Origin of the sequence: Nocardioides sp. WS12 (genome assembly GCF_014108865.1) — a bacterium.
Taxonomy (GTDB): Bacteria; Actinomycetota; Actinomycetes; order Propionibacteriales; family Nocardioidaceae; genus Nocardioides.
Genome location: NZ_CP053928.1, coordinates 1,620,011 through 1,642,538, shown reverse-complemented (window position 1 = coordinate 1,642,538; position 22,528 = coordinate 1,620,011). Strand labels below are relative to the sequence as shown.

Here is a 22,528-nt window from a genome sequence, read left to right as displayed (position 1 = left end):
GTTTGTCTCCGCCGAGTCGGGGTTTGTTGACCGCGCTCGCGTGGCCGCCCGTCCGCTGCACCTCGGCACCGTCGCCGAACTGGTCGGCCTGCACCTCGAGGTCCGTGGCCTTGGTACGGCGGCCGCAGGCGACATGCTCGAAGTACAGGCGTCCGCCGGCCCGCTGCTCGTCGAGGTCGTCGCGCTCCGCCACGGTGCGGCGATCTGTCTGCCGCTCGGCCCCACCACCGGCGTACGCGTCGGAGACCTCGTCCGGTCCACCGGTGGTCCGCTGAAGATCCGGGTCGGCGACGCCCTGCGGGGGCGCGTGCTCGACGGCCTCGGCCGACCCGTGGACGACGGGCCCTCCCTGGACCTGGTCGACGGACTAGAACTCGTCTCGACCGAACACACCACCCCGAGTGCCCTGTCCCGACCGCGCATCAACCAACCGCTCGGCCTCGGCGTCCGCGCCATGGACGCACTCGTCCCGGTCGGTCGCGGCCAGCGCCTCGGCATCATGGCCGGCTCCGGTGTCGGCAAGTCGTCGTTGCTGTCGATGATCGCCCGCGGTACGGACGCCTCGGTCAACGTGATCGCCCTGGTGGGCGAGCGTGGCCGCGAGGTCCGGGAGTTCATCGAGGCCGACCTCGGTCCCGAGGGCCTCGCCCGTTCCATCGTCGTCGTCGCGACCTCGGACGCTCCGGCCGTCGAGCGCCTGCGCGCCGCCTTCACCGCCACCCGGATCGCCGAGTGGTTCCGCGACTCCGGCCGCGACGTCCTGCTGATGATGGACTCGCTCACCCGCGTCGCCATGGCCCAGCGCGAGATCGGCCTGTCGGCCGGCGAACCGCCCGCGACCCGCGGCTACCCGCCCAGCGTCTTCGGTCTCCTACCCCGTCTCCTCGAGCGGGCCGGCACCGCCAGCAACGGCTCGATCACCGGTCTCTACACGGTCCTCGTCGAAGGCGACGACCTGCAGGACCCGATCGGAGACACCGCCCGTTCCATCCTCGACGGCCACGTGGTGCTGTCCCGCGAGCTCGCGACGTCCGGGCACTTCCCCGCCATCGACGTCCTCGAGTCGATCTCGCGGGTGCACCGCGCGGTCACCACGCCCGACCAGCAGGCCGCCGCTGCCCTGCTGCGCCGAATGATGGCCGCGCACCGCGGGGTCAAGGAACTCGTCGAGATCGGTGCGTACGTCGGCGGGGCCGACCCGTACGCCGACGCAGCCCTCGAGCGGTTGCCGCGGATCGAGGACTTCCTGCGCCAGGACATGGACGACGTCACGCCGACCGCCGAGACCTGGGCCCGACTCAACGAGCTGGTCCAGTCATGAGCACCCGCCGCCCACACCCGGAAGACCGCGGCCTCGCCGCCGTCGCTCGCGTCCGCTCCGTCCGGGAGACCGACAGCCGGATCGGCCTGACCCAGGTGCTGGCCGAAGAAGCCGCCATGACTGCCCGGCTCACCACGCTGCAGAACCAGCTGACCGCAGCGCCGGTCGTTGACCTCACGACCCCCGGCGAACTGATCGCGCACCGCACCGCACTGACCCACCTCGGCTCCCTCATCCAGGAGACCCGCGCCGACGTGGCAACCGCTGCGATGGTCTCCGCCGAGGCCCGCGCCCGCTGGATCAGCGACCGCGCCCGGCTCGCCGCGGTCGAGCACCTCCTCGAACAACGTGCGGCAGGTCGTCGTACCGAAGCACGCCGGAAGGCGGACCGCGAGGCCGACGACCTGGCTGCCCAGCGCTGGTCCCGCGCCCACGGGGGTGTCGCATGAGCATCGACAATGTGACTGCCCGGATCGGCCAGATCCAGTCCCAGCTGGCGCAGTTCGCGCAGCAGGCGACGGCACGGACGTCCGCGACCGGGTTCGCGAACCAGCTCACGACCGAGACCGCGACCGCCTCAGCTGCGGGCATGCCGACCGATGCCGCGGGCGTCAGTGGCGACGACGTCGTCGCCGAGGCGAAGAAGTACCTCGGTCTCCCCTACGTGTGGGGCGGCACCAACCCCGAGAAGGGGATGGACTGCTCCGGTCTCGTGAAGGTCGTCTATCGCAACCTCGGCTACGACCTGCCGCGCGTCTCCAACCAGCAGGCGCAGGCGGGCCGACCGGTCGCGAGCATGGCCGACGCGAAGCCCGGTGACCTGATTGCGTGGGACAACTCCAGTCGCAACAACGGCGTCGACCACATCGCGATCTACATCGGCGACGGCAAGATGATCGAGGCCCCGCGCACCGGGCTGGACATCCGAATCGTCGACGTACCGTCCACGCCCGACGTGATCCGCCGGATCCTCCCCGACGGCGCTGCTGCTGCGGCGGCCCCGGCGAGCGGAGCTTCGGCGCGGGTCTCCGACGCGACACCGTACGCCGGCCTGATCAACGCCGCCGCGGCCCGGACCGGAGTCCCCGGCGAACTCCTCGCCGCCGTCGCGAAGCAGGAGTCCGGCTTCAACCCGAAGGCCGTCAGCCCCGCCGGCGCGCAGGGCCTCATGCAGTTGATGCCCGGCACCGCGCGCGGCCTCGGCGTGGAGAACCCGTTCGACCCGGCCCAGGCGATCGACGGCGCCGCCCGCCTGCTCAAGTCCCTGATCGACCGGTTCGGCCAGACCGACCTGGCGCTGGCGGCGTACAACGCCGGCCCTGGTGCCGTGGCCCGGTACGACGGCATTCCGCCGTACCGCGAAACCCAGAACTACGTCCGCAACGTGATGGCGATGGTGAACGACTGATGAGCATTGCGCCCTTCCTGCCCGGCCTCCTGGCCCCGGCACCCGCACCCGCTCCCGCTGAAGCCGGTACGACGACCGGGACCGCCAGTGGCCAAGCGACCGACGCACAGCCCGGCGCCGAGGGCGAGGTCGCGTTCATGGACGCCCTCGCCGCGGCGCTCGCCGTGCAACCAGCCGTGGCCATGGCACCGGCCGCGCCCGCCGCGCCCGCCGCCCCGGCCACCGCCGCCACCCCGGCCACCGCCGAGTTGGGGTTTGTGGCGCCCGAGTTGGGGTTTGTCACCGCCGAGTTGGGGGTTGTGACGCCCGAGTTGGGAGTTCCCGCCGTCGGTACAGCAGCCGTCGCGGCCGACCCGCGGTCCGTCCCTTCGGACGCCGCGCCCGACGTCGCGCCCGATTCCGCAGCGCCCGGCATCCCGACAGCCACCCCCGTCTCGACTGCCTCAACAACCGAGCCCCACCGTCCTGTCGGCCTTCCGCCGGCCCGGCCGCTCTTCGCCGCGACCCCGATGCCGGCCCTCCCGGCCGAGCACCCTGCGACAGGTACGCCGGTCCGGGACGACGTACCCGCCCTGCAACCGTTGGCCACAACACCCGAGCAATCGGCCACCGCCACCGAATCGGCGGTCACAAACCCCAACTCGGGCGTCACAAACGCCAACTCGGCGGTCACAAACGCCAAGTCGGTGGAGCGGGTGGTCGTGACGCAGGTGTTCCCGGAGGTGACCCGGCTCGCCAGCAGTGGGAACGGGACGCACCGGATCACGCTGACGCTCCAGCCGGAACAACTCGGCGAGGTCCGGGTGACGCTGGTCGTCCGCGACGGTGCGGTACGGGTGCGGATGTCGGGCGAGGCGGGTGACGGCGCGGTACGACAGGCGCTCGCCAGCGGCGCCCCCGAGCTCCAGCGGATGCTCGAACGGGGCGGTGCCACCGAGGCACGGGTCCTGGTCCGCGAGCTCAACGCCGCGCCCCTGCTCTTGCCCACCGCAGCACGCAACGACTTCGCCCAGGCCTGGAGCGGCCAGCCCGACCAGCAGCCCGACCAGCAGCCCGGCCAACAGTCCGGCCAGCAGCAAGCAGGCCCGTCCGACCACTCCGACCAGGGCAACCACTTCGGCCAGTCCCGCGGCGACACCCAGCCCGGCAGGTCCGGCCACCCCCACGAGCAGGCAGGACGTCACGCGGCAGCCGCGGACGTCGTACCCGGCTCGACCCCGACCCCCGGTCGTCTCGACCGGAACCTGTGAGGAGGCACCATGTCCATCGGCGCAACCGAAGGCGTGACGTACGGCGTCACGTCCGGAGCAACGAGTACCGCCCAGACCAACAGCTTCGGTGACCAGAAGGTCTTCCTGGAGCTGATGGTCGCGCAGATGCGCTACCAGGATCCACTCAACCCGGCCGACTCCAGCGAGTTCATGGCCCAGACCGCGCAGTTCACCGCGCTGGAGAAGATGCAGGCCGTCGCCGACCAGACGGCGATGCTCCTGAGCACTCAACTCGCGTTCGGCGCGAGCTCGATGATCGGCCAGACCGTCCGTTGGTACGACGCCAGCGGGGCCGAGCTCAGCGGCACGGTCCAGGGCACCACCTATCTGTCGACCGGGCCGATGCTCAGCGTCGACGGGCACCAGGTGCCGATCACCGGCGTGATCAGTGTCGGCACCGCGCCGACCATCACCGCGCCACCCCCGAGCGGCACGACGGGTACGCCCAGCGGCACACCCGCCTGATCTCGACAAGTTCGATCAACGGGCCTCGGGTCCGATCAACGTCCACCGCACCATCCGAGAAGGAGAACCACCATGCTTCGCTCGCTCTTCGCCGGCATCTCCGGCCTTCGCACCAACCAGACCATGCTCGACATCACGGGCAACAACATCGCCAACGCCAACACCACCGGCTTCAAGGCCAGCACCACGGTCTTCTCCGACACGTTGAGCCAGATGCTGACGGCGGCCTCCGGTGGCAACGCCGAGCGCGGCGGCACCAACCCCATCCAGATCGGGCTGGGCGTGCAGCTCGCAGCGACCACGACCAACTTCGGCCAGGGCTCGGCGCAGATGACCGGGCGTCCCACCGACCTGATGCTCCAGGGCGACGGCTTCTTCGTGGTCCGTGACGGCGCCGAGAACATGTACACCCGCGCCGGTGCCTTCACCTTCGACCAGACCGGCGTGCTGGTGACGCCGACCGGCACCCGCGTCCAGGGTTATGCCCTCGACGTCGCCGGCCTGCCGACCGGTGGCCTGATCGACGTCGACCTGAACTCGATCCCGCTGCCTCCGGGCGTCGACCTGACGTCGTACTCGATCGCCGCCGACGGCAAGCTCCGTGGCGTCTACTCCGACGGTGTGCAGCGCGACATCGCGCAGCTCGCGGTGGCCGACTTCGCCAACCCGATGGGCATGGACCGGGTCGGCGACACGTCGTTCCGGGAGTCGGCCAACTCGGGCGCGGTGCAGCTCGGCGTGGCTGGCCAGGGCCAGCGCGGCCAGATGACGGCCGGTGCCCTCGAGATGTCGAACGTCGACCTGTCGGCCGAGTTCACCAACCTGATCCTCGCCCAGCGCGGCTTCCAGGCCAGTTCGCGCGTCATCACGACCAGCGACCAGGTCCTCGAAGAGCTCGTCAACATCAAGCGCTGACGTCACTGCGGGGTGGCCCCCAGCCAAAAGCACCGTAAATCCGCGTGTCGCGGTGCTTTTGGTCAGGGACCACCCCGGGTGGCCGATGGAACCCATGAAGCGAGCCACGGATGGCTCCTGGAATCGATCCACGCACATGGAGGTGCCGCGGTGATTTCGTTGACCCGACTGTCAGGAACCGTGTTCCTGCTCAACGCCGATCTGATCGAGCGTGTCGACTGCACGCCCGACACGGTGGTGACGCTCGTCGACGGCACCAAGTATCTCGTGTCCGAGCCGCTGGACGCCGTCCTCGAATCGATCGTCCGCTACCGGGCCCTGATCGTGGCTCGCTCCGCGCTTCCGGACGCCGTCGTGATCCCGCCCGTGGGCTCCAGCGTCCCCCGACCTGCTCGTCTGAGCGCCGTCCCGTTGACCGACCGCCACCGTGGAGGAATCCAGTGAAGGACATCGCCACCCCGGTCGGAATCGTCGCCGGTCTGGTCATCATCGTCGTCGCCAACATGATGGAGGGCGGCAACCCGATGAGCCTGCTGCTCCTGCCGCCGATGCTGCTGGTGCTCGGTACGACGATCATGGTGACCGTCGCCGGCGGCACGATGGCGGACGCGAAGGCAGCCGGCAAGAACATCGGCCGCGCGATGAGCGGAAAGGTCGAGCCCGCCGACGCACTCGTCCCCCAGGTGGTCAGCCTCGCTGAGCGGGCCCGGCGCGAAGGTCTTCTGGCGCTCGAGGACAGCCTGCGCGACATCGACGACCCGTTCCTGGTCAAGGGCGTCACGATGGCGATCGACGGCACCGACCCGGACGACGTACGCGACATCCTCGAAGCCGAGCTGCGCGCGAAGAAGCGCGATGACAAGCAGGCTGCGAAGTTCTTCGGCGACGCCGGCGCCTACGCGCCCACCATCGGCATCATCGGCACCGTCATGGGCCTGGTCCACGTCCTGGAGAACCTCGCCAGCCCCGAGGAGCTCGGCCACCTCATCGCCGGCGCGTTCGTCGCGACGCTGTGGGGTGTCATGTCGGCCAACGTGATCTGGCTGCCGCTCTCCAGCCGGCTCAAGCGGATCGGCGAGCTCGAGTGCGCCCGGATGGAAGTCGCCATCGAGGGCGTCGCCGCCATCCAGGCCGGTGCCAACCCGCGCCTGGTCGCCGAGAAGCTCCGCTCGCTCCTGCCCACCGGAACGGCCGAGCGGGAGGCCGCCTGATGTCCGGACACGGGGCGCCGCGTCGGCGACATCACGAGGAAGACCACGAGGAGGGCCACGGCGGCGACGAACGCTGGCTGGTCACCTACGCCGACATGGTCACCTTGTTGATGGTGCTGTTCATCGTCATGTTCGCGATGTCGACGGTCGACGAGAAGAAGTACCAGCAGCTCAAGGAAGGCCTGGCCGTCGGCTTCGGTCGCGAGCAGTCGATCCTCAGCGGCGAGAGCCCGATCAGCAACTCCAAGGGCGCAAACGACCCCGCCGACGCGTCGTACCAGATGTTGCTGGCGCAGGTCCCCGAGTCACAACGCGACCAGGTCGTGCAGATCATGAAGGAGTCCGACCGCCTCCGCAATGAGCGGGCGTACGGCGACGCGACCACCGAGGTCGACCGGCTCCTGAAGGTGTGGAAGGAGATCGACAAGGCGCTGCGCAAGCAGGGCCTGCGTGACGACGTCCGGGCGACGGTCGACGAGCGCGGCCTCGTGGTCAGCCTGGTCTCGCAGCACGTCGTCTTCCAGCCCGACATGGCTGAACTCACCGACCGCGGCCGCCGGGTGGTCGACACCCTGGCGCCCGTCCTGAAGGTCCTGCCGGAGCCGATCGAACTGGACGGCCACACCACCCAGGAGAAGGTGAAGCCGCGGTTCTACCCGACCGACTGGGAGCTCTCGCTGGCCCGCGCCGCGCACGTGCTCCGCCGACTCGAGGAGGTCCACGGCCTCCCCGCTCCACGACTGCGCGCCACCGGGTTCGGTCACACCAAGCCGCTGATCGCCCCGGCCCTCGCCGACTCGCAGAAGATCAACAAGCGCGTCGACATCCTCGTGCTCAGCCAGGCGCCGGCCGAGACCCGTGCCCTGATGGGCGAGGCGTACGCCGACCTCCGCCGCGAAGCCGGGCTCGTCGACGACGAGGACGCTCCGCCGCCGCCCGCCAGCGACACCCCCACGACAGACACCGACCACCACCCGACGGCCTCCGGCCGACCCGGCAGTACCCGCCAGGAGGAACTCCCGTGAGCACGATGACCGCCAACGCCCAGAACGCCACCGCCGAGCCAGCGGCCAACTCCGGCAAGACGAAGAAGATCGGCATCGTGGTCCTTGCGATCGCTGTCCTCGCCGCCGGAGCCTGGTACTTCCTGCTCAAGCCGGAGGGCAAGGTCGAGCCGAAGCCGGGCGAGGTCGTACAACTCGAGTCGATCCAGGTCAACCTCGCGTCGGGCCACTACCTGCGGCTGGGCCTGGCCCTGCAACTGACCGAGACGGCGCACGAGGCGGACGGCAGCAAGGCGCTCGACGCAGCAATCGGTGTCTTCAGCGGCCGGCCGGTCGGCGAAGTGAACAAGCCGGAGATGCGCGAAGAACTGCGTGCCGAGCTGAACAAGGAGCTCGAGCACCGGTACCACGGTGACGTGATGGAGGTGTACTTCACCGAGTTCGTCACCCAGTAGAACAACGGTCCCGGGACCGTCCCCGGGACCCTTTGTAGTCACTACGGGCCACACAGACGTGGCCGCACGGCGTCCCCAAACTCCTCGGTGACCCCTCAGGTCACCCGTGGCGACGACGATGGGCCCTGCGTGACTCTCGCCCCGCAGCGGCCCCGCCGCCGTGCTCGTACGGCCGAACCGACGCCGTACGACTTCCGGCGACCGATCCAGCTCTCGCGGGAGCACCAGCGCACCCTGCAGCTCGGCTTCGACGGTTTCGCGCGCCAGGCGACGACGGTCTTCACCAGTTCGTTGCGGACGGTGTGCTCGGTGACGCTCGTGGGCATCGACCAGCGCACCTATGCGGAGTACGTCGACAGCCTCGGCCCGTCGACGTACCTCACCCTCTTTTCCGCCGACCCGATGCCGGGCACGGGCGTGCTGGAGATCCCGTTGTTCGCGACCATGTCGTGCATCGACCACATGCTCGGTGGACCGGGCTCCGACGAGCAGCCCGACCGGCCGCTGACCGAGATCGAGGACGGCGTGATCCGCGGGCTGGTCGAGCGCCTGCTCAGCGAGATGCGCTACTCCCTCGACGGCATCGTGGTCCTCGAACCGACGATCACCGGCAACGAGTACAGCCCCCAGTTCGCGCAGGCCGCCAGTGCCGCCGACGTGATGGTGGTGGTGAGCCTCGAACTGCGGATCGGTGAGCGGGCGCACAAGATGTCGATCTGCCTGCCGTTCTCCGGCCTGCTGCCGCACCTGGCCAACGCGTCCGGCAGCGGTGCCGTCTCCGACCGGGAACGCGCGCAGCGTGCGGAGTCGTCGCAGTTGCTGCACGAGCAGTTCAACCGGGTGCCGGTCGCCGTGTCCGTGCGGTTCCGGCCGATCACCCTCGACCCCGAGTTCCTCGCTGCGTTGCAGCCCGGCTCGGTGGTCCGCCTGTCGCACCCTGCCTCGGCGCCGCTCGACGTCACCGTGGCCGGCACCACCTTCGCCCATGCCACCCCCGGTGCTCGCGGCCAGCGTCTGGCCGCCCTCATCGTCACCACGCCCGAGGAGAACTCATGACCACCGCATCCGACCCGACCGAGCTGGCCCAGTCAGTGGCGGAGGCAGCAGCACAGTCGCTGCCGGCCGTCACGCCGCTGACCCTCGGCCCGGTCCAGCCCGGCTCCCCGCACGTCGCGGCTGCCTTCGCGGGTGGCGCGATCGCCGACCTCGACGGCGGCGTCCCCGGTTCGGTGGCCATCCTGATCGGCAAGGAACTGGTCGACGCGCTCGCCTCCAGCCCGCTCGGCGGACTCGACGTCGCCTCCGCGATCCAGCCGGCGATCGACGCGGCCGCACTGCGCCTGGGCGCCCGGGCTCGCAGCGCCCGCACCCTCGACCTCGACGCCGACGGCTTCGACATCACCACAGAGCTCGGCGCTGCGTTCAGCACCGTGCCCCTCATCGGCCTCGGCATCGCCGCGGCGGTGCTGGTCCCCGAAGCCACCCTGGCCGGCGCCCGGGAGCCCCTGGCGGCCGACGACGATCTCGCCGCCTTGCCCGGTGCGGCCACTGCCGACATCGCCGCGGTGGACGCCCCCTTCGTTCCGGCCTTTGGTACGACGGTCGTCCCCCCGCGTGGGCTCGAACTCCTGCACGGCGTGGACATGGAGGTGACGGTCGAACTGGGCCGCACCCGGATGACTGTCCGCGACCTGCTGGCCCTGACGCCGGGCGCCGTACTCGAACTCGACCGCGCGGCCGGCAGCCCTGCCGACCTGCTCGTCAACGGCCGGCTCGTCGCCCGTGGCGAGGTCGTCGTGGTGGACGAGGACTTCGGCCTGCGTGTCACCGAGATCGTCGACGCTGCAGCGGCGGTCTGATCACCATGTCCGGCGCTGACTCGAGCATCGGGGAGCTGGCCGTCCGGCTGGTCGGCTCGCTCGCGGTCGTCGTCGGGCTGATGCTGCTGATCGCCCGCACGGTGAACCGGCGGTTCAAGGCGCCCAGTGGCGCTGCGATCCAGGTCGTGCACCGCCAGGCACTGGGCCGCGGCATGGGCGTCGCGGTCGTCTCGATCGGCACCCGGGTGCTGGTCATCGGCACCACCGAGCAGCAGCTCACCCTGCTCGCCGAGGTGGAGCCCGACGAGATCGGCCTGGACCTCGCGGCCGAGGTGGAGAGCACGCCGGAGCCCGCGCGGCACCGACGGATGCTCGACGTGTCAGCCGAGGCGCCAGTGACGACGCCGGCGAAGACGCCGTCGAAGGCGACTGCTGCGACGGGTCCGCTCGCCGGATCCGTGCTGTCACCCCAGACCTGGAAGCAGACCCTCGCCGCGTTCACCGGCAATGCCGGCAACGCCGGGAACACCGCGGACCCAGCACCCCCTCGACGGCGCGCGTCATGACGGCCCTGCGTCGGCTGATCATCCTCGTGGTGGGGACGATCGGCCTGGTCCTCCTTGCCCCGATGGCCGCGATGGCCGAACCCGTCGGCCCCGACGGACCCAACGGTCCGGCCGGCGGCGGATCCGTCCAGATCGACCTGACCGGCATGACGGACAAGCCCAGCAACAGCCTGGTCGTGTTCCTCGCCCTGACCATGGTCAGCCTGCTGCCGGCGATCATGCTGACCTGCACGAGCTTCACGAAGATCCTCGTCGTGCTGGGCCTGACCCGCAACGCGCTCGGCCTCCAGCAGACCCCGAACAACCAGGTGCTCGCCGGCCTCGCCCTGTTCCTGAGCCTGTTCATCATGGCGCCGGTGCTGGGGCAGATCAACGACGACGGCGTGCAGCCCTATCTCGATGGCGACAAGAAGACGTCCGAGGCGTTCCACGACGGAATGGAGCCGCTGCGGGCGTTCATGCTCGACAACACCGGCGACGACGAGCTGATGCTGCTGACCAGCGTCGCCGACCGCGAGCTCCCCGAGAACCGCGACGACGTCTCGACGGCCACCCTGATCCCGGCATTCGTGCTGTCCGAGCTCAAGGACGCGTTCATCATCGGGTTCATCATCTTCATCCCGTTCCTGGTGATCGACATCGTCGTCAGCGGCGCGTTGATGAGTCTCGGCATGATGATGATGCCGCCGGTGATGGTGTCGCTCCCGTTCAAACTGTTGCTGTTCGTGATGGTCGACGGCTGGGCCCTGGTCATCAAGTCCCTGGTCGCCTCCTACGGAACCGGTTAGGTGCGCTTGCCATGACTGACACCGCGATCATCGAGATCGCCCTCAAGACGATGCTGGTGGCCCTCAAGCTGTCGGCCCCGATCCTCGCCACCGCGCTGGTGATCGGCTTCGTGATCTCGCTCTTCCAGTCGATGACGCAGATCCAGGAGTTCACGCTCGCCTTCGTGCCGAAGCTCGTCGGTGTCGGCCTCGCGCTGCTGTTCTGCGGCAACTGGATGCTGCACACGCTGATCGCCTTCACGCAGGAACTGTTCGACCTCCTTCCGGGCCTGCTCGTCTAGCGGCGCTGTCGTGATCCTGACCGTCGACGGTGCCCAACTGACCGCGCTGCTGCTCGCTTCCGTGCGCGTGGCGACGTGGCTCATCGTCGTACCGCCGTTCTCGACGCGGGGCATTCCGTCGATGGCGAAGGTGATCCTGGCGCTCGGCCTGTCGCTGTCGATGGCGCCGACGCTGGCCACCGAAGCCCTCCCGAGTACGACGCCCGGACTCCTCGTCGCGACCGCGTCCCAGGCCCTGATCGGCCTGGCAATGGGCTACGTGACGATGCTGTTGTTCTCGGCGATCGGCGCAGCCGGTGCGCTGATCGACCTGTTCGGCGGATTCGCGCTGGCCTCGGCGTGGGACCCGCTGGGCATGAACATGAACACCGTCTTCGGGCGGTTCCACCAGATGCTCGCGACCATCCTGCTGATGGCGTCGGGCGGCCACCTGCTGGTGATCGGCGGGCTGCTCAGCACGTTCAAGTACCTGCCGCTCACCAGCATGCCGGACATGTCGAACTGGGACGCCGTGCTGGTGACGGCGTTCTCGATGTTCTTCACCGTGGCGGTACAGATGGCGCTCCCGATGATCGCGGTGCTGTTCGTCGCCGACCTCGCGCTCGCACTGCTCACCAAGGTCGCACCGCAGCTCAACGCCCTCAACGTGATGTTCCCGGCCAAGGTCGGACTCACCCTGCTGCTGCTCGGCCTGTCCTTCCCGATGCTGCCCGGCGCCGTCGACCACCTGGTCGAGCTGGCGAACGAGGCGATGGCCTCGATGGCGGGTGCCGGATGACAGGCAGCGAGGAGAAGACCGAGAAACCCACTCCGAAGCGCAAGAAGCAGGCGAAGAAGGACGGGCAGGTCCCCCGGACCCCAGAACTGGGCGGTTGGGCGGCGCTGTTCGTGGTGACCCTGGCGATGGGGCCCTTGCTGGACAAGGAACTCAACGCGATCCGGACGATGATGTCCGTCCACTTCCGCGCGATCGAGGACCCGTCGATCCCGCTGGCCCTGGACCTGCTCGCCGACGCATCTCAGCACGTCCTGCTGACCCTGGTGATCCTCGGCTCGATGGTGATGGTGGTCGGCGTCGTCGCTGCGCTCGCCCAGGGCGGCTTTTACCTCTCCCCCAAGCTGGTCAAGCCGGACTTCAAGAAGCTCGACCCGATCAAGGGCGCGAAACGGGCGTTCGGCCCGCACGCACTGTGGGAGGGCGTGAAGGTGCTCGGCAAGAGCAGCGTCGTCGCGTTCCTCGCCTACGGCGCCGTACGCGCGATGATGCCGCTGGTCGGCGACGTACTGCCGATCGAGACCGTGTTGGGCCTGCTCGCCGACGAGGTCTCGCACCTGATCCTCAGCGTCGCCGTGGCCGGTCTGGCCATGGCTGCCGCCGACTACGCGATGATGCGCCGCCGGATCGGCAAGCAGACCCGGATGAGCCACAGCGAGATCAAGCAGGAGCACAAGCAGGCCGAGGGCGACCCGATGATCAAGAGCGCGATCCGCAGCCGCCAGTTGGCGATGGCGCGCAACCGGATGATGGCCGATGTCGCCACCGCCGACGTACTCCTGGTGAACCCGACCCACGTGGCCGTCGCCCTGCGCTACGACCCGTCGCGAGGAGCGCCGCGGGTCGTCGCCCGGGGCGCCGGGGCGATCGCCGCGAAGATCCGCGAACGGGCCGCAGAGGAGCGCATCCCCCTCGTCCAGGACGTCACCCTGGCGCGCGCGATCTACCGCAACTGCGAGGTGGGCCAGGAGATCCCCCGCGAACTCTGGGCCGCGGTCGCGCAGGTGCTGGCCTTCGTCCTCAGTCGCCGCAACGCCGGTCAGTACGGCGGAAAGCACCGCTCCCCCCGTCGTACCGAGGACGTGCCCGAGGTCCTCACTGCGGCCGGGCGGCGGCGGGCGATCAGCACCTGACTGCGGGTGCAGGCCCGGAACCGCTCAACCCCACGCCCTCCCGACCGATGAGCAGTACGACGCCAGGACGGCGTCCCCCATTTGCAGTGCCACGGACGGCGCTCGGCTGTCGACCCCGGTCGACCCGCGAGAGGCTGATCCACCCCATGGACATGAAGTCGCTGACGAAGCTCGGTGTCCCCCTCGGCATCGTGATGATCGTCGTGATGCTCGTGGTGCCGCTGCCGGCCGTGCTCCTCGACGTACTGATCGCCCTGAACATCACCGGTGCACTGCTGGTGCTGATGGTCGCGATGTTCATCCACAAGCCGCTGGAGTTCGCCGCTTTCCCGTCGGTGATCCTGGTGATGACCCTGTTCCGGCTGGCGCTCAACGTCAGCGCGACTCGGCTGGTGTTGGTCGACGGGTACGCCGGCAAGGTGATCGACACGTTCGGGCACTTCGTCGTCGGTGGCTCGCTGATCGTCGGACTGATCGTCTTCTCGATCCTGCTCGTCATCCAGTTCCTGGTGATCACCAACGGTGCCGGTCGCGTCGCTGAGGTAGGGGCGCGGTTCGCACTCGACGCCATGCCCGGCAAGCAGATGGCGATCGACGCCGACCTCAACTCCGGCCTCATCGACGAGGACGAGGCGCGCCGACGGCGGGCCGAGGTGCACGCCGAGGCCGACTTCCACGGTGCGATGGACGGCGCCTCGAAGTTCGTGAAGGGTGACGCGATCGCCGCGATCATCATCACCCTCGTCAACCTGCTCGGCGGTTTCGCGATCGGCGTCGCCCAGAACGGGATGCCGTTCGGCGAGGCCATCCAGACGTACTCGCTGCTCTCCATCGGCGACGGCCTGGTCTCCCAGGTCCCCGCCCTGTTGCTGTCGGTCGCGACCGGCCTCATCGTCACCCGCTCGGTTGCCGACTCCGACATGGGCTCGGACATCGTCGGCCAGGTGTTCGCGCGCAAGATGCCGTTGCGGGTGGCGGGTTTCGGAGCCCTCGGGATGTGCCTGATCCCCGGCCTCCCGAAGATCCCGTTCCTGCTCGTCGGCGGCCTCTTCCTCCTCGCCGCCAGCCGGGTCGACGAGGATGCCGCCGAGACGGAAGCCGCCGCCAGCGGTACGACGACCGGCGAACTCGTCGAAGCACCCGACTCCCCCGAGGCCCTGGCTGCCGAGATCCGCGTCGACCCACTCGGCCTCGAACTGTCCGCCGACCTGATCGATCTCGTCGATGCCCGCGCGGGCGGCGACCTGCTCGACCGGGTGAAGGCACTGCGCCGGAAGGTGGCCGGCGAGCTCGGCATCGTGATCCCGCCCGTGCGCACCCGCGACAACCTCGAACTGCCGCCGAACACCTACGCCATCACGCTGTACGGCGCCGAGGTGGCCCGCGGCGAAGCGCCTCGCGGCACGGTGCTGGCCATCGGCGATCACCTCAGTTCGCTGCCCGGAACGCCCACTCAGGAGCCGGTCTTCGGCCTCGAGGCCAAGTGGATCCCGGCCGAACTGCGCCACCAGGCGGAGATCGGCGGCGCCACCGTTGTGGACCGGGCATCGGTCGTCACGACCCACCTTTCTGAAGTCGTGCACCAGCACGCCAGCCGGTTGCTCGGCCGCGAGGACGTCCGCCTGCTCACCGACATCGTCAAGCGCTCGCACCCCGTCGTCATCGAGGAGCTCACCCCGGTGCAGCTGCCGCTGGGTGAGGTGCAGCGCGTCCTGCGGGCCCTGCTCGACGAGCGGATCCCGATCCGCGACCTGGTGCGGATCTTCGAGGCGCTGTCCATCCGCGCCTCGGCGTCCAAGGACCTCGACGGTCTCGTTGAAGCAGCCCGCGCCTCCCTCGAACCGTCGCTCGCGTCGTCGTACGTCTCCGACGGCGTGCTGCACGCCATCAGCTTCGACCCGATGCTCGAGCAGCAGATGCTCGAAGGCTTGCGGCCCACGGAGCAAGGAGCCGTCATCGTGCTCCAGCCCGATGTTGCCCAGAACGTCCTGCTCGGTCTGGTCCAGAGTGCGCAGAACGCCGAGAATGCGGGCCTTCGGCCGGCACTGGTCTGCGCACCCCAGCTCCGTGCCGCCGTACGACGACTGGTGGCGCCGGCCGTCGAACGACTCCCCGTGCTGGCCTACTCGGAGCTGGGCGCGGCCCGCCAGGTGCGTTCGGTCGCGGTCGTCGGCTCCAACGGCGCCGTCGGCGCCCACGCGGCCCTCACCACGGCAGGTGCCTGATGGCGCGCCGCGCACGCCGACCGGCACCCGAGACGCCCGCGTTGATCGATCTGCGCGTGCTGTTCGTGGCCGCGCTGGTGGCCTCCCCGGCGGCCTACCGCGCCAGCCAGGGCCTGCTCACGATCGACCAGGCGTTGACGCGGTTCCTGCTGGTGGCGCTGGCCTGCACCGCGGTGAGCATGCTGTTGCGGGCCGTCTGGCCTGTCGTGGCGGGCCCCACGCCCGAACCCGTCCCCGTGGAGACCGGCGAGATCAGCCCACGGCCGGAATGACCCACTCCAGCGTGGTTCCTTCGCCGGGCGCCGTCGTCACCGTCAGGTGACCGCCGAGTTCGGCGGCCCGCGCTGCGAGGTTGCTCGAACCGTGGCCCGGGGTCACGACGGACTCGTCGAAGCCAACTCCGTCGTCCGCGACACCGAGCCGGAACCAGGCCGACGACGCGGTCATCTCGACGACCACCGACGAGGCGTCGGCATGGCGAGCGATGTTGGAGAGCGCCTCGCGAAGCGTGGTGAGCACGTGGGTGCTGGCCTCCGGCACGAGCGCCCGGTCGACGGGACCGGTGATCCGCAGCACCGGCTGGAAGCCCAACACGACGGCGTACTCGCTCAGGAGTGACCGGACCTCTTCCAGCAGCGGCTTCACCGGCCCGGCACCGAGCTCGAAGATCGCCGCGCGCAGCTCCTTGATCGCGATGTCGAGGTCCGTGATGGCTCCATCGACGCGGCCGCGCAACTCGCTGGGGTCCAGTCCGCGCGCACCCTGGAGCTGCATGCCGGTGGCGAACAGTCGCTGGATGACGAGGTCGTGGAGGTCGCGGGCGATTCGGTCGCGGTCCTTGGCGACCAGCAGCTGCGCGCGATCGCGCAGTGCCTGGTCGCGATCGAGGATCAGGCCGAGCTGCAGGGCGGTCACGCCGACGAGGTCGAGCATGACGCCGCGCAAGGACGGCGTCTCGTGGGCGTTCTCCACGACGATGGCCCCGGCGCCGCCGGCCAGGCGCGTGTGGACAGGAACGATGAGGGTCGCGTTGCCGGGCGATTCCGGGATCCGGGTCGGCATGCGGGTGTCCACGACGGCGCGGATCTCGGTGTTCAACCGCTCGATGACCTCGGGGGCAGCCGCCTGGTCACCGGCGACCTGGAGGATCTCGATCAGTCCGTCGACACGGCGCACGTAGGCAACCACCCGTGCGTCGCAGAGCTCACGCAACGAGGTGACGAGTTCGTTGAGCGCGTCCTGCACGCGGGCGCGCCCCGTCAGGTCGCTGCCGACATCGCGGGTGCCGACCAGCCAGCGGCGACGCCACTCGACCTGTTCGTAGGCCCGGGCGTTGTCGATCATCACGCCAGCCGCGCGCGCCAGCGCCTCGACCAGCGCCTGGTCGCGGGCCGTGAACGGCGCGCCGCCCCGCTTGTTGCCGAGGTAGAGGTGGCCGAAGGCCTTTTCGTCCACGAGCACCGGCGCTCCGAGGAAGCTGTCGATCTTCGGGTGCCGGTCGGGGTAGACCCCGGTCGCATCCGGATGCGTCGTGACGTCGTCGATGCGGATGGCCCGGCGTTCGCGGGGCACCAGGCCGAGCAGGCCCGACCCGGTCGGCAACACCTTGATGTGCGCGAACTCCTCGGCCACCGCAGGGTTCGGGACCAGTTCGGTGAAGGCACCGTCGTCGTCGACGATGCCGAGGACGCCGTACTTCGCGTCGGTGAGTTCACAGGACGCGACGACGATGCGCGTCAGCACACCGCGCAGGTCGCGGTCCGACCCGATCGCGACCACGGCGTCGAGCAGTGCCCTGGCTTCGGGCGGCAATTCGAGGTCCATCAGAACGCGCTCCCTCCACGGATCGTTCAGACCTCAGGCTAGCGCTGTTCTTTACCTTCGGCAGACGATGACACGATCCCTTCGGCATCGGAATCGCGGACCTGAGGTCAGGCTGGTCAGAAGCGACGCAGCTGATAGACCCCGCGGGTGCGCGCCACGACCGTTCCGGCCTCGTCGGTGACCTCGGCCAGGAGCTCGAAGTCGGACTTCCCGCGTTCGGCGTACTCCGCAAGAACACGGGCGATCTCCTCGTCACTGAGGGTGACCCGGGCGACGACGTCGGTCATGGCGGGACGCAGGAAGTCGATCTCCACCCGCTTGACCAGGGGCACGCCTCCCTCCGCAGCGAGCGAGGTGCGGGCGAAGACGCCACCCAGCACCTCGGCCACGGTGAACAGCGATCCGGCGTACGACGTCCCGAAGTGGTTCACGTTCGGTGCGGCAGGGAGCCGCGCGGCCGCCGAGTTCGGCTCGGCCTCGATGATCTCGACCTGCATGGCGGCGACGATCGGGATCAGGCCGTGCAGGCCTGCGGTGATCTCCTCAGTGGTGCTCATCGGGCCAACCTAGTGGCCCGATGAGGTCACCGGAGTCAGGCGACGTCGTACGTCGCGAGGCCCAGGCGCGGGTGCGCCGAACCCTCGAGGAGTACGTCGACCACCAGGTCGATGTCGTCGATCATCGGGACGTGCCCGCACTTGGGCAGCGTGACGTGGGTGGCGTTCGGGAGCGCCTTGCGCGCCCGCGCCGCCTGGTAGGGCAGCAGCACCAGGTCGCGCGTGCCCCAGGCGACGGTGACAGGGATCGAGGGATCGATCGGCCGGTCGAAGGTCGAGGGCCCTTCGATGATCGTCTTCAGTGCGGGTCGAGCGTGGACCAGACCGCGCAGGTCGCCGATCGCGAGCTCGGGGGTCAGCCGGCCACCGTGGGTCATCAGCAGACCCATGGCTGCGGCGCGACCGGGTGCCGTCCGCATCAAGGCCGGGGCCACCGGCTGGACCAGGGTCGCGGCGCCGGTCAGGGCGGTGAAGACCGCGCGGATGTAGGCGAAGTCGACCTGGTTGCGCCAGAAGCCCGCCGGAGCCAGCGTGGTGGCACTGCTGACCAGGTCGTCTGCAGCAGCCTCGAGGGCGATCCGGCCACCGAGCGAGTTGCCGGCGATGTGCGGCCGGTGGATGTCGAGCTCGTCGAACAACTCGATGAGGTCGTCGCGCAGGATCTCCTGCACCGGACGTCCGTCCTTCACCAGGCTCGGCGACTCACCGTGACCGGGCAGGTCGAGCAGGATGACCTCGCGCTGCTCCGCGAGCCGATCCGCGATCGGGTACCAGGCCTGCCTGCGATGTCCGATCCCGTGGACCAGGACGAGGGGCTCTCCCGAACCGAAGCGTTCGTAGGCAAGCATCACGACCTCGCTTTCGCACACCGACGCTGGCGTGCAGTTAGGTGCAACTAGTAGTTGCGCATACCGACAGTAGGCAAAGCGCTAACTGCGCGCAAGCATTCAGGCCAACCAGATTCCTGTGGCCCACGTCACACTCGGGCGTGGGCCGTCGTCACTCGACGACCAGCACCGTGCCCGCCGTGCCGTCCACGGTGACCCGCGTGCCGCTGGGCAACAGGCCGATCGCGCCGTCGAGACTGGTGACCGTCGGGATGCCGTACTCCCGGGCCAGGATCGCGCCGTGCGACAAGATGCCGCCCGTCTCGGTGATCAGGCCGGACAGCAGCGGGAACACGCTGGTCCAGCCCGGGTCGATGTTGGAGGCGACGAGGATGTCGCCCTCCTCGACCTGCGAGAGCTCGGACAGCGACGCGACCGACCGGACGGTGCCGGTGACCGTCCCGGAGGAGGCACCGAAGCCGACCAGCGAACCGTCGGCGGATGCCATCGGAGCCTCGACCCGGCCCTCGGTCGGCACCTCGTCGAAGAGGTACGCCGCCGGGAGCCGGCCCTCGTGCTTCGCACGGTGCTGGCGGGACTGCTCGACGTCCTCAGCCAGTCCGGGTACGTCGCCCTCGATCGCCGCAAGGAAGGTGTCCCCGGTCAGCAGGAAGACGTCCGCCTGGTCCAGCAGCAGACCACGCTCGACGAAGCGGCGCCCCTGTTCGAGCAGCAACAGGTGGAGGTGGTTGAGGATGTGGTCCAGGTGATAGCGCTGGTTCTCGCGGTAGACCGTGAGGGCCTGCACCTGTCCGAGGACGTGCACGAGTGCCTTGCGTCGTACGACGCCCAGGGGGCCCTTGCTGACAGCGACGAGCACCTCGCGCTCGGTCTCCAGACGACGCGCCTCGGCGCGCTCCTCGAACTCGGCGGGGCTGGTACCCGGGGTCTCCGGCCGTACCTGCGCCCGGATCAGGCCGAGGACGACGTCGGGCTGCTCGTGCCAGCGGTGCGCCGACACCTCGCGGCTCGCGGAGCGGTGCCCGTGCTGCACGAGGAAGGCATCGAACGCGGCCCAGAAGCCCGCGCCGGCGGTGCGGGTGCGCACGTCGTCGTACGACCGGTCACTCCGCAGGCCTTCGAGCACGTCGGACTCGGTGCGGGCGAGCAGCGCCAGGTCCCAGAGGTCGCGGTTGATCGCAGCCGTCATCGTGCCGGGCAGACCACTGATGAGTGTCTGCAGTTGCTGGTCGGCGTCGGCTCCGACCCATCTGGTCAGCAGCTTCGAGAGCACGCCCTGGAGGAGCGGCCCGTGGTGGCCCATGCCCCAGCGGATCACCCGGAAGTGGTCCTCGCCGAAGGCCTGGACCTCGTCGTACTGGCGACGCCATTCCTCCCGGCTCAGCGCGGTGTAGTCCTGCTTGCGCTTCGGCAGCAGGCTGGCGTCGATGGCCGCACTGTGCCGCGCGAGGGCAAGGATGTTGGCCTTGACCGGGCCACGACCCCTGTCTCGCCTGGGGGCACGCAGCGCGTTCAGCAGCAGGCGCCGCTCGAACGGCACGGCACGGATCCGCTCGACGAACGTCTCGTCGAACCACGCCGCCAGCGGGCCCTCGCGCGAGTCGAGGGGCAGACCGCGCACGAGCTCGAGCACGTACGCGCCGTTGAGGTAGGCGTACCCGTCATGGCGACGGATCTTGTCGATCTCGACGATCTCGGGCCGACGCTGGAGGACGGCGACCTCGTCGATGTTCGGGCCGATCAGCCACGGACCCATCAGGTCGAAGCCGAGGGGCGACATGTAGTCGGCGAGGTACTCGTCACCGAAGCGACGGGTCCACACCTCCTTGGGGTCGCGCGGCGGCAGACCCGTGATCGGCCGGTCCTGCAGGACCCGGAGCCGACCGTCCTCGATGGCCCACTCCAGGTCGCGGCGCTGGCCCAGGGCCTCGCCGACCTGGGCGGCCAGTGCGTGCAGGTTCGCGATGTCCTGCTCGCTCAGGCTGGACTCCTTGCTGCGCTCGACCGAAACCGCACGCTCGGCGATCCCGCCGTCCCAGACGATCTCGAGCTCCTTGGCGCCGATCCGGGTCGAGACGACCTCGCCGGTCCCGCGGTCGAGCACGATGGTGTCGGGGTCGGTGCGTCCGGAGACGACCGCCTCGCCCAGGCCCCACGAGGCGTTGATGACGATCTGGTCGTCGAACGGCCGCATCGGGTTCTCGGTCAGCATGACGCCGGCGACGTCCGCCTCGACCATCCGCTGCAGCACCAGGGCGATGCCCGCCTCACTGGTCATGCCCTGCGTGGCGAGGTAGCTCACCGCCCGGGTGTCCTCGAGTGCGTGCCAGCAGGTCTTCACGGCCTGCAGGAGGGCCTCGGCGTTCTCGACACCGAGGATCGTCTCGTAGACGCCCGCGAAGGACGCGCCTTCGAGGTCCTCGGCGACAGCGGAGGACCGCACGGCCCAGCGGCTACCGGGGAACTGTGCCTCGACGTCGGCCCACCACGCGGTGAGTTCGTGGTCCAGACAGGCCTGGCGCTGGGCGGTGTCGAGGGAGACCGCGGCCGGAATGACCCAGGCCTCGGGGACATCCAGCCCGGCGTTGATCAGCCGGACGAGGCCGCAGGCCTTGCCGCCGTACCGGGTGAGTTCGGGGGCCGTGTCAGCAGTGAGACGCTCGATCACTTCGAGTCCTTCCGGGCCTGCGCGACGACCTTGAGCAGTCGCGGAAGCCGCGAGACGAGCGCGGCCGGGCCGGTGTGGAACGCATGCTCGACGACGCCGACGCCCTCGTGGCGCACGCCGTCGATCTCGCACTCGAAGCCGAACTGGGTCTCCTCGATGAAGAGGCCTTTCTTGTAGAGCGGGACCCGGGCTCGCGCCTTGCCCGTCACGACGTACGTGCGGTCGCCGTCGACCGTGATGTCGATCTTCACGGTCTCCGGGCAGTGTCCACCGGTGTACTCGATCCGGACGCCGCACACGATGTGCGCGGTGCCGTCGTGGAAGAAGAAGCCGGCGGGGCTGCGGACGTTGTTGACGTCGGTCAGGGTCGCGTTGAAGCTGAGGTTCTCGTTGAACTGGCCAGCGATCCACTCCCAGCCGTTGATGCCGGACCAGTCGCGCACCCCCCACGACTTGTCGCGCTGTCCGAGGCCCTTCACGTCCGCGACATGGGTGCCGACGACGACCGAGCCGGCGACATGGCCCGACTGCTCGAAGTGCGCCTGGAGGTCCTCGACGTCGCCCGGGAAGGACTCGTGGAAGTCAACGGCGGGCGTGAACGCCGTCCAGGTCAACTCGACGTGCTGGCGCCCGGCGAGCTCGATCCGCCAACTCCCCAGCGGGTCGAGCATGGTGTAGGTCAGGCGACCGATGGTCAGGCCCTCGGCAAGGGAGGTCTCCAGGACGCGCGCCGGAATCGGCTCGCCCACTGCGGCGTAGACCAGTTCGGCCGCACCGTCGTGGAGCATCACCATGACCGCGTCGGCGGTGCCGGCGGCGTGGTTCAGGCCGATCCGCGTCAGGCCGAACGAGCGGCCGTCGTCGCTGGACCAGTTGAAGTAGAAGCTCTCCTGCCAGTTGGGGTGATCCCCCGGCGCGTGAAGCTCTTCGTCCTTGACCGTGATCATGAGATGTTTTTCCCTCCCTCATGCCACGACGAGCATCACCGTGACA

24 protein-coding genes are annotated in these 22,528 nt (G+C 69.6%); 19 read left to right on the top strand and 5 right to left on the bottom strand.

Features of this window, described 5'->3' with window-relative positions:
* Nucleotides 1-40: 40 nt before the first annotated feature.
* The 19 genes from HRC28_RS07680 (at nt 41) to HRC28_RS07590 (ending at nt 15,910) form a co-directional block, all read left to right on the top strand.
* On the top strand, nt 41-1,321 hold the full coding sequence (locus HRC28_RS07680) for a FliI/YscN family ATPase (protein ID WP_237111738.1): 1,281 nt from the start codon (nt 41-43) through the stop codon (nt 1,319-1,321).
* Nucleotides 1,318-1,770: a flagellar export protein FliJ gene (locus HRC28_RS07675; protein ID WP_182379536.1), complete on the top strand. Its 453-nt coding sequence runs from the start codon at nt 1,318-1,320 to the stop codon at nt 1,768-1,770. Before HRC28_RS07680 ends, HRC28_RS07675 begins: the two co-directional genes overlap by 4 nt.
* Complete coding sequence (locus tag HRC28_RS07670; RefSeq protein ID WP_182379535.1) at nt 1,767-2,729, top strand: transglycosylase SLT domain-containing protein; 963 nt, start codon at nt 1,767-1,769, stop codon at nt 2,727-2,729. Before HRC28_RS07675 ends, HRC28_RS07670 begins: the two co-directional genes overlap by 4 nt.
* A complete protein-coding gene (locus tag HRC28_RS25590) occupies nt 2,729-3,979 on the top strand; it encodes a flagellar hook-length control protein FliK (RefSeq protein ID WP_182379534.1) in 1,251 nt (416 codons plus the stop codon). The genes HRC28_RS07670 and HRC28_RS25590 overlap by 1 nt, the downstream gene beginning before the upstream one ends.
* Nucleotides 3,980-3,988: 9 nt before the next feature.
* Nucleotides 3,989-4,465: a flagellar hook capping FlgD N-terminal domain-containing protein gene (locus HRC28_RS07660; protein ID WP_182379533.1), complete on the top strand. Its 477-nt coding sequence runs from the start codon at nt 3,989-3,991 to the stop codon at nt 4,463-4,465.
* Between the two features lie 72 nt (nt 4,466-4,537).
* The gene (locus HRC28_RS07655; protein ID WP_182379532.1) at nt 4,538-5,380 is read left to right on the top strand and encodes a flagellar hook-basal body complex protein; all 843 of its coding nucleotides are present in this window, start codon (nt 4,538-4,540) and stop codon (nt 5,378-5,380) included.
* 150 nt (nt 5,381-5,530) lie between these two features.
* The gene (locus HRC28_RS07650) at nt 5,531-5,824 is read left to right on the top strand and encodes a flagellar FlbD family protein (protein ID WP_182379531.1); all 294 of its coding nucleotides are present in this window, start codon (nt 5,531-5,533) and stop codon (nt 5,822-5,824) included.
* The gene (locus HRC28_RS07645) at nt 5,821-6,591 is read left to right on the top strand and encodes a MotA/TolQ/ExbB proton channel family protein (RefSeq protein ID WP_237111737.1); all 771 of its coding nucleotides are present in this window, start codon (nt 5,821-5,823) and stop codon (nt 6,589-6,591) included. The genes HRC28_RS07650 and HRC28_RS07645 overlap by 4 nt, the downstream gene beginning before the upstream one ends.
* Nucleotides 6,591-7,616: a flagellar motor protein MotB gene (locus HRC28_RS07640; RefSeq protein ID WP_182379530.1), complete on the top strand. Its 1,026-nt coding sequence runs from the start codon at nt 6,591-6,593 to the stop codon at nt 7,614-7,616. Before HRC28_RS07645 ends, HRC28_RS07640 begins: the two co-directional genes overlap by 1 nt.
* 5 nt (nt 7,617-7,621) lie before the next feature.
* Complete coding sequence (locus HRC28_RS07635) at nt 7,622-8,050, top strand: flagellar basal body-associated FliL family protein (RefSeq protein ID WP_237111837.1); 429 nt, start codon at nt 7,622-7,624, stop codon at nt 8,048-8,050.
* 129 nt (nt 8,051-8,179) lie between these two features.
* Nucleotides 8,180-9,106 (top strand): flagellar motor switch protein FliM, encoded by a 927-nt coding sequence (locus HRC28_RS07630; protein WP_237111736.1) that lies wholly within the window; start codon nt 8,180-8,182, stop codon nt 9,104-9,106.
* Nucleotides 9,103-9,909, top strand: a complete 807-nt coding sequence (fliN, locus tag HRC28_RS07625; RefSeq protein ID WP_182379527.1) for a flagellar motor switch protein FliN — start codon at nt 9,103-9,105, stop codon at nt 9,907-9,909. Before HRC28_RS07630 ends, fliN begins: the two co-directional genes overlap by 4 nt.
* A gap of 5 nt (nt 9,910-9,914) precedes the next feature.
* A complete protein-coding gene (locus HRC28_RS07620) occupies nt 9,915-10,436 on the top strand; it encodes a flagellar biosynthetic protein FliO (protein ID WP_182379526.1) in 522 nt (173 codons plus the stop codon).
* Nucleotides 10,433-11,224 carry a flagellar type III secretion system pore protein FliP gene (gene fliP / locus HRC28_RS07615; RefSeq protein WP_182379525.1) on the top strand — a complete coding sequence of 264 codons (792 nt, stop codon included), beginning with the start codon at nt 10,433-10,435 and terminating at the stop codon, nt 11,222-11,224. The genes HRC28_RS07620 and fliP overlap by 4 nt, the downstream gene beginning before the upstream one ends.
* An 11-nt stretch (nt 11,225-11,235) precedes the next feature.
* Nucleotides 11,236-11,505, top strand: coding sequence for a flagellar biosynthesis protein FliQ (gene fliQ, locus HRC28_RS07610; RefSeq protein WP_182379524.1), 270 nt, complete (start codon nt 11,236-11,238; stop codon nt 11,503-11,505).
* A gap of 10 nt (nt 11,506-11,515) precedes the next feature.
* Nucleotides 11,516-12,283, top strand: a complete 768-nt coding sequence (locus tag HRC28_RS07605; RefSeq protein ID WP_182379523.1) for a flagellar biosynthetic protein FliR — start codon at nt 11,516-11,518, stop codon at nt 12,281-12,283.
* Nucleotides 12,280-13,413, top strand: a complete 1,134-nt coding sequence (locus tag HRC28_RS07600) for an EscU/YscU/HrcU family type III secretion system export apparatus switch protein (protein WP_182379522.1) — start codon at nt 12,280-12,282, stop codon at nt 13,411-13,413. Before HRC28_RS07605 ends, HRC28_RS07600 begins: the two co-directional genes overlap by 4 nt.
* A 152-nt stretch (nt 13,414-13,565) precedes the next feature.
* On the top strand, nt 13,566-15,638 hold the full coding sequence (gene flhA / locus HRC28_RS07595; RefSeq protein WP_202033265.1) for a flagellar biosynthesis protein FlhA: 2,073 nt from the start codon (nt 13,566-13,568) through the stop codon (nt 15,636-15,638).
* A complete protein-coding gene (locus tag HRC28_RS07590) occupies nt 15,638-15,910 on the top strand; it encodes a hypothetical protein (protein WP_182379520.1) in 273 nt (90 codons plus the stop codon). Before flhA ends, HRC28_RS07590 begins: the two co-directional genes overlap by 1 nt.
* Here HRC28_RS07590 and HRC28_RS07585 read toward each other — a convergent pair.
* From HRC28_RS07585 to HRC28_RS07565, 5 genes are all read right to left on the bottom strand, one after another.
* Complete coding sequence (locus HRC28_RS07585; protein WP_182379519.1) at nt 15,891-17,462, bottom strand: GAF domain-containing sensor histidine kinase; 1,572 nt, start codon at nt 17,460-17,462, stop codon at nt 15,891-15,893. The two genes, HRC28_RS07590 and HRC28_RS07585, sit on opposite strands and share 20 nt — an antisense overlap.
* 116 nt (nt 17,463-17,578) lie before the next feature.
* Nucleotides 17,579-18,019 (bottom strand): YiiD C-terminal domain-containing protein, encoded by a 441-nt coding sequence (locus HRC28_RS07580; RefSeq protein ID WP_182379518.1) that lies wholly within the window; start codon nt 18,017-18,019, stop codon nt 17,579-17,581.
* A gap of 35 nt (nt 18,020-18,054) precedes the next feature.
* The gene (locus HRC28_RS07575) at nt 18,055-18,867 is read right to left on the bottom strand and encodes an alpha/beta fold hydrolase (RefSeq protein ID WP_182379517.1); all 813 of its coding nucleotides are present in this window, start codon (nt 18,865-18,867) and stop codon (nt 18,055-18,057) included.
* Between the two features lie 151 nt (nt 18,868-19,018).
* Nucleotides 19,019-21,535: a PEP/pyruvate-binding domain-containing protein gene (locus HRC28_RS07570; RefSeq protein WP_182379516.1), complete on the bottom strand. Its 2,517-nt coding sequence runs from the start codon at nt 21,533-21,535 to the stop codon at nt 19,019-19,021.
* Nucleotides 21,532-22,482 (bottom strand): hypothetical protein, encoded by a 951-nt coding sequence (locus HRC28_RS07565; RefSeq protein WP_182379515.1) that lies wholly within the window; start codon nt 22,480-22,482, stop codon nt 21,532-21,534. Before HRC28_RS07565 ends, HRC28_RS07570 begins: the two co-directional genes overlap by 4 nt.
* Nucleotides 22,483-22,528: the final 46 nt, after the last annotated feature.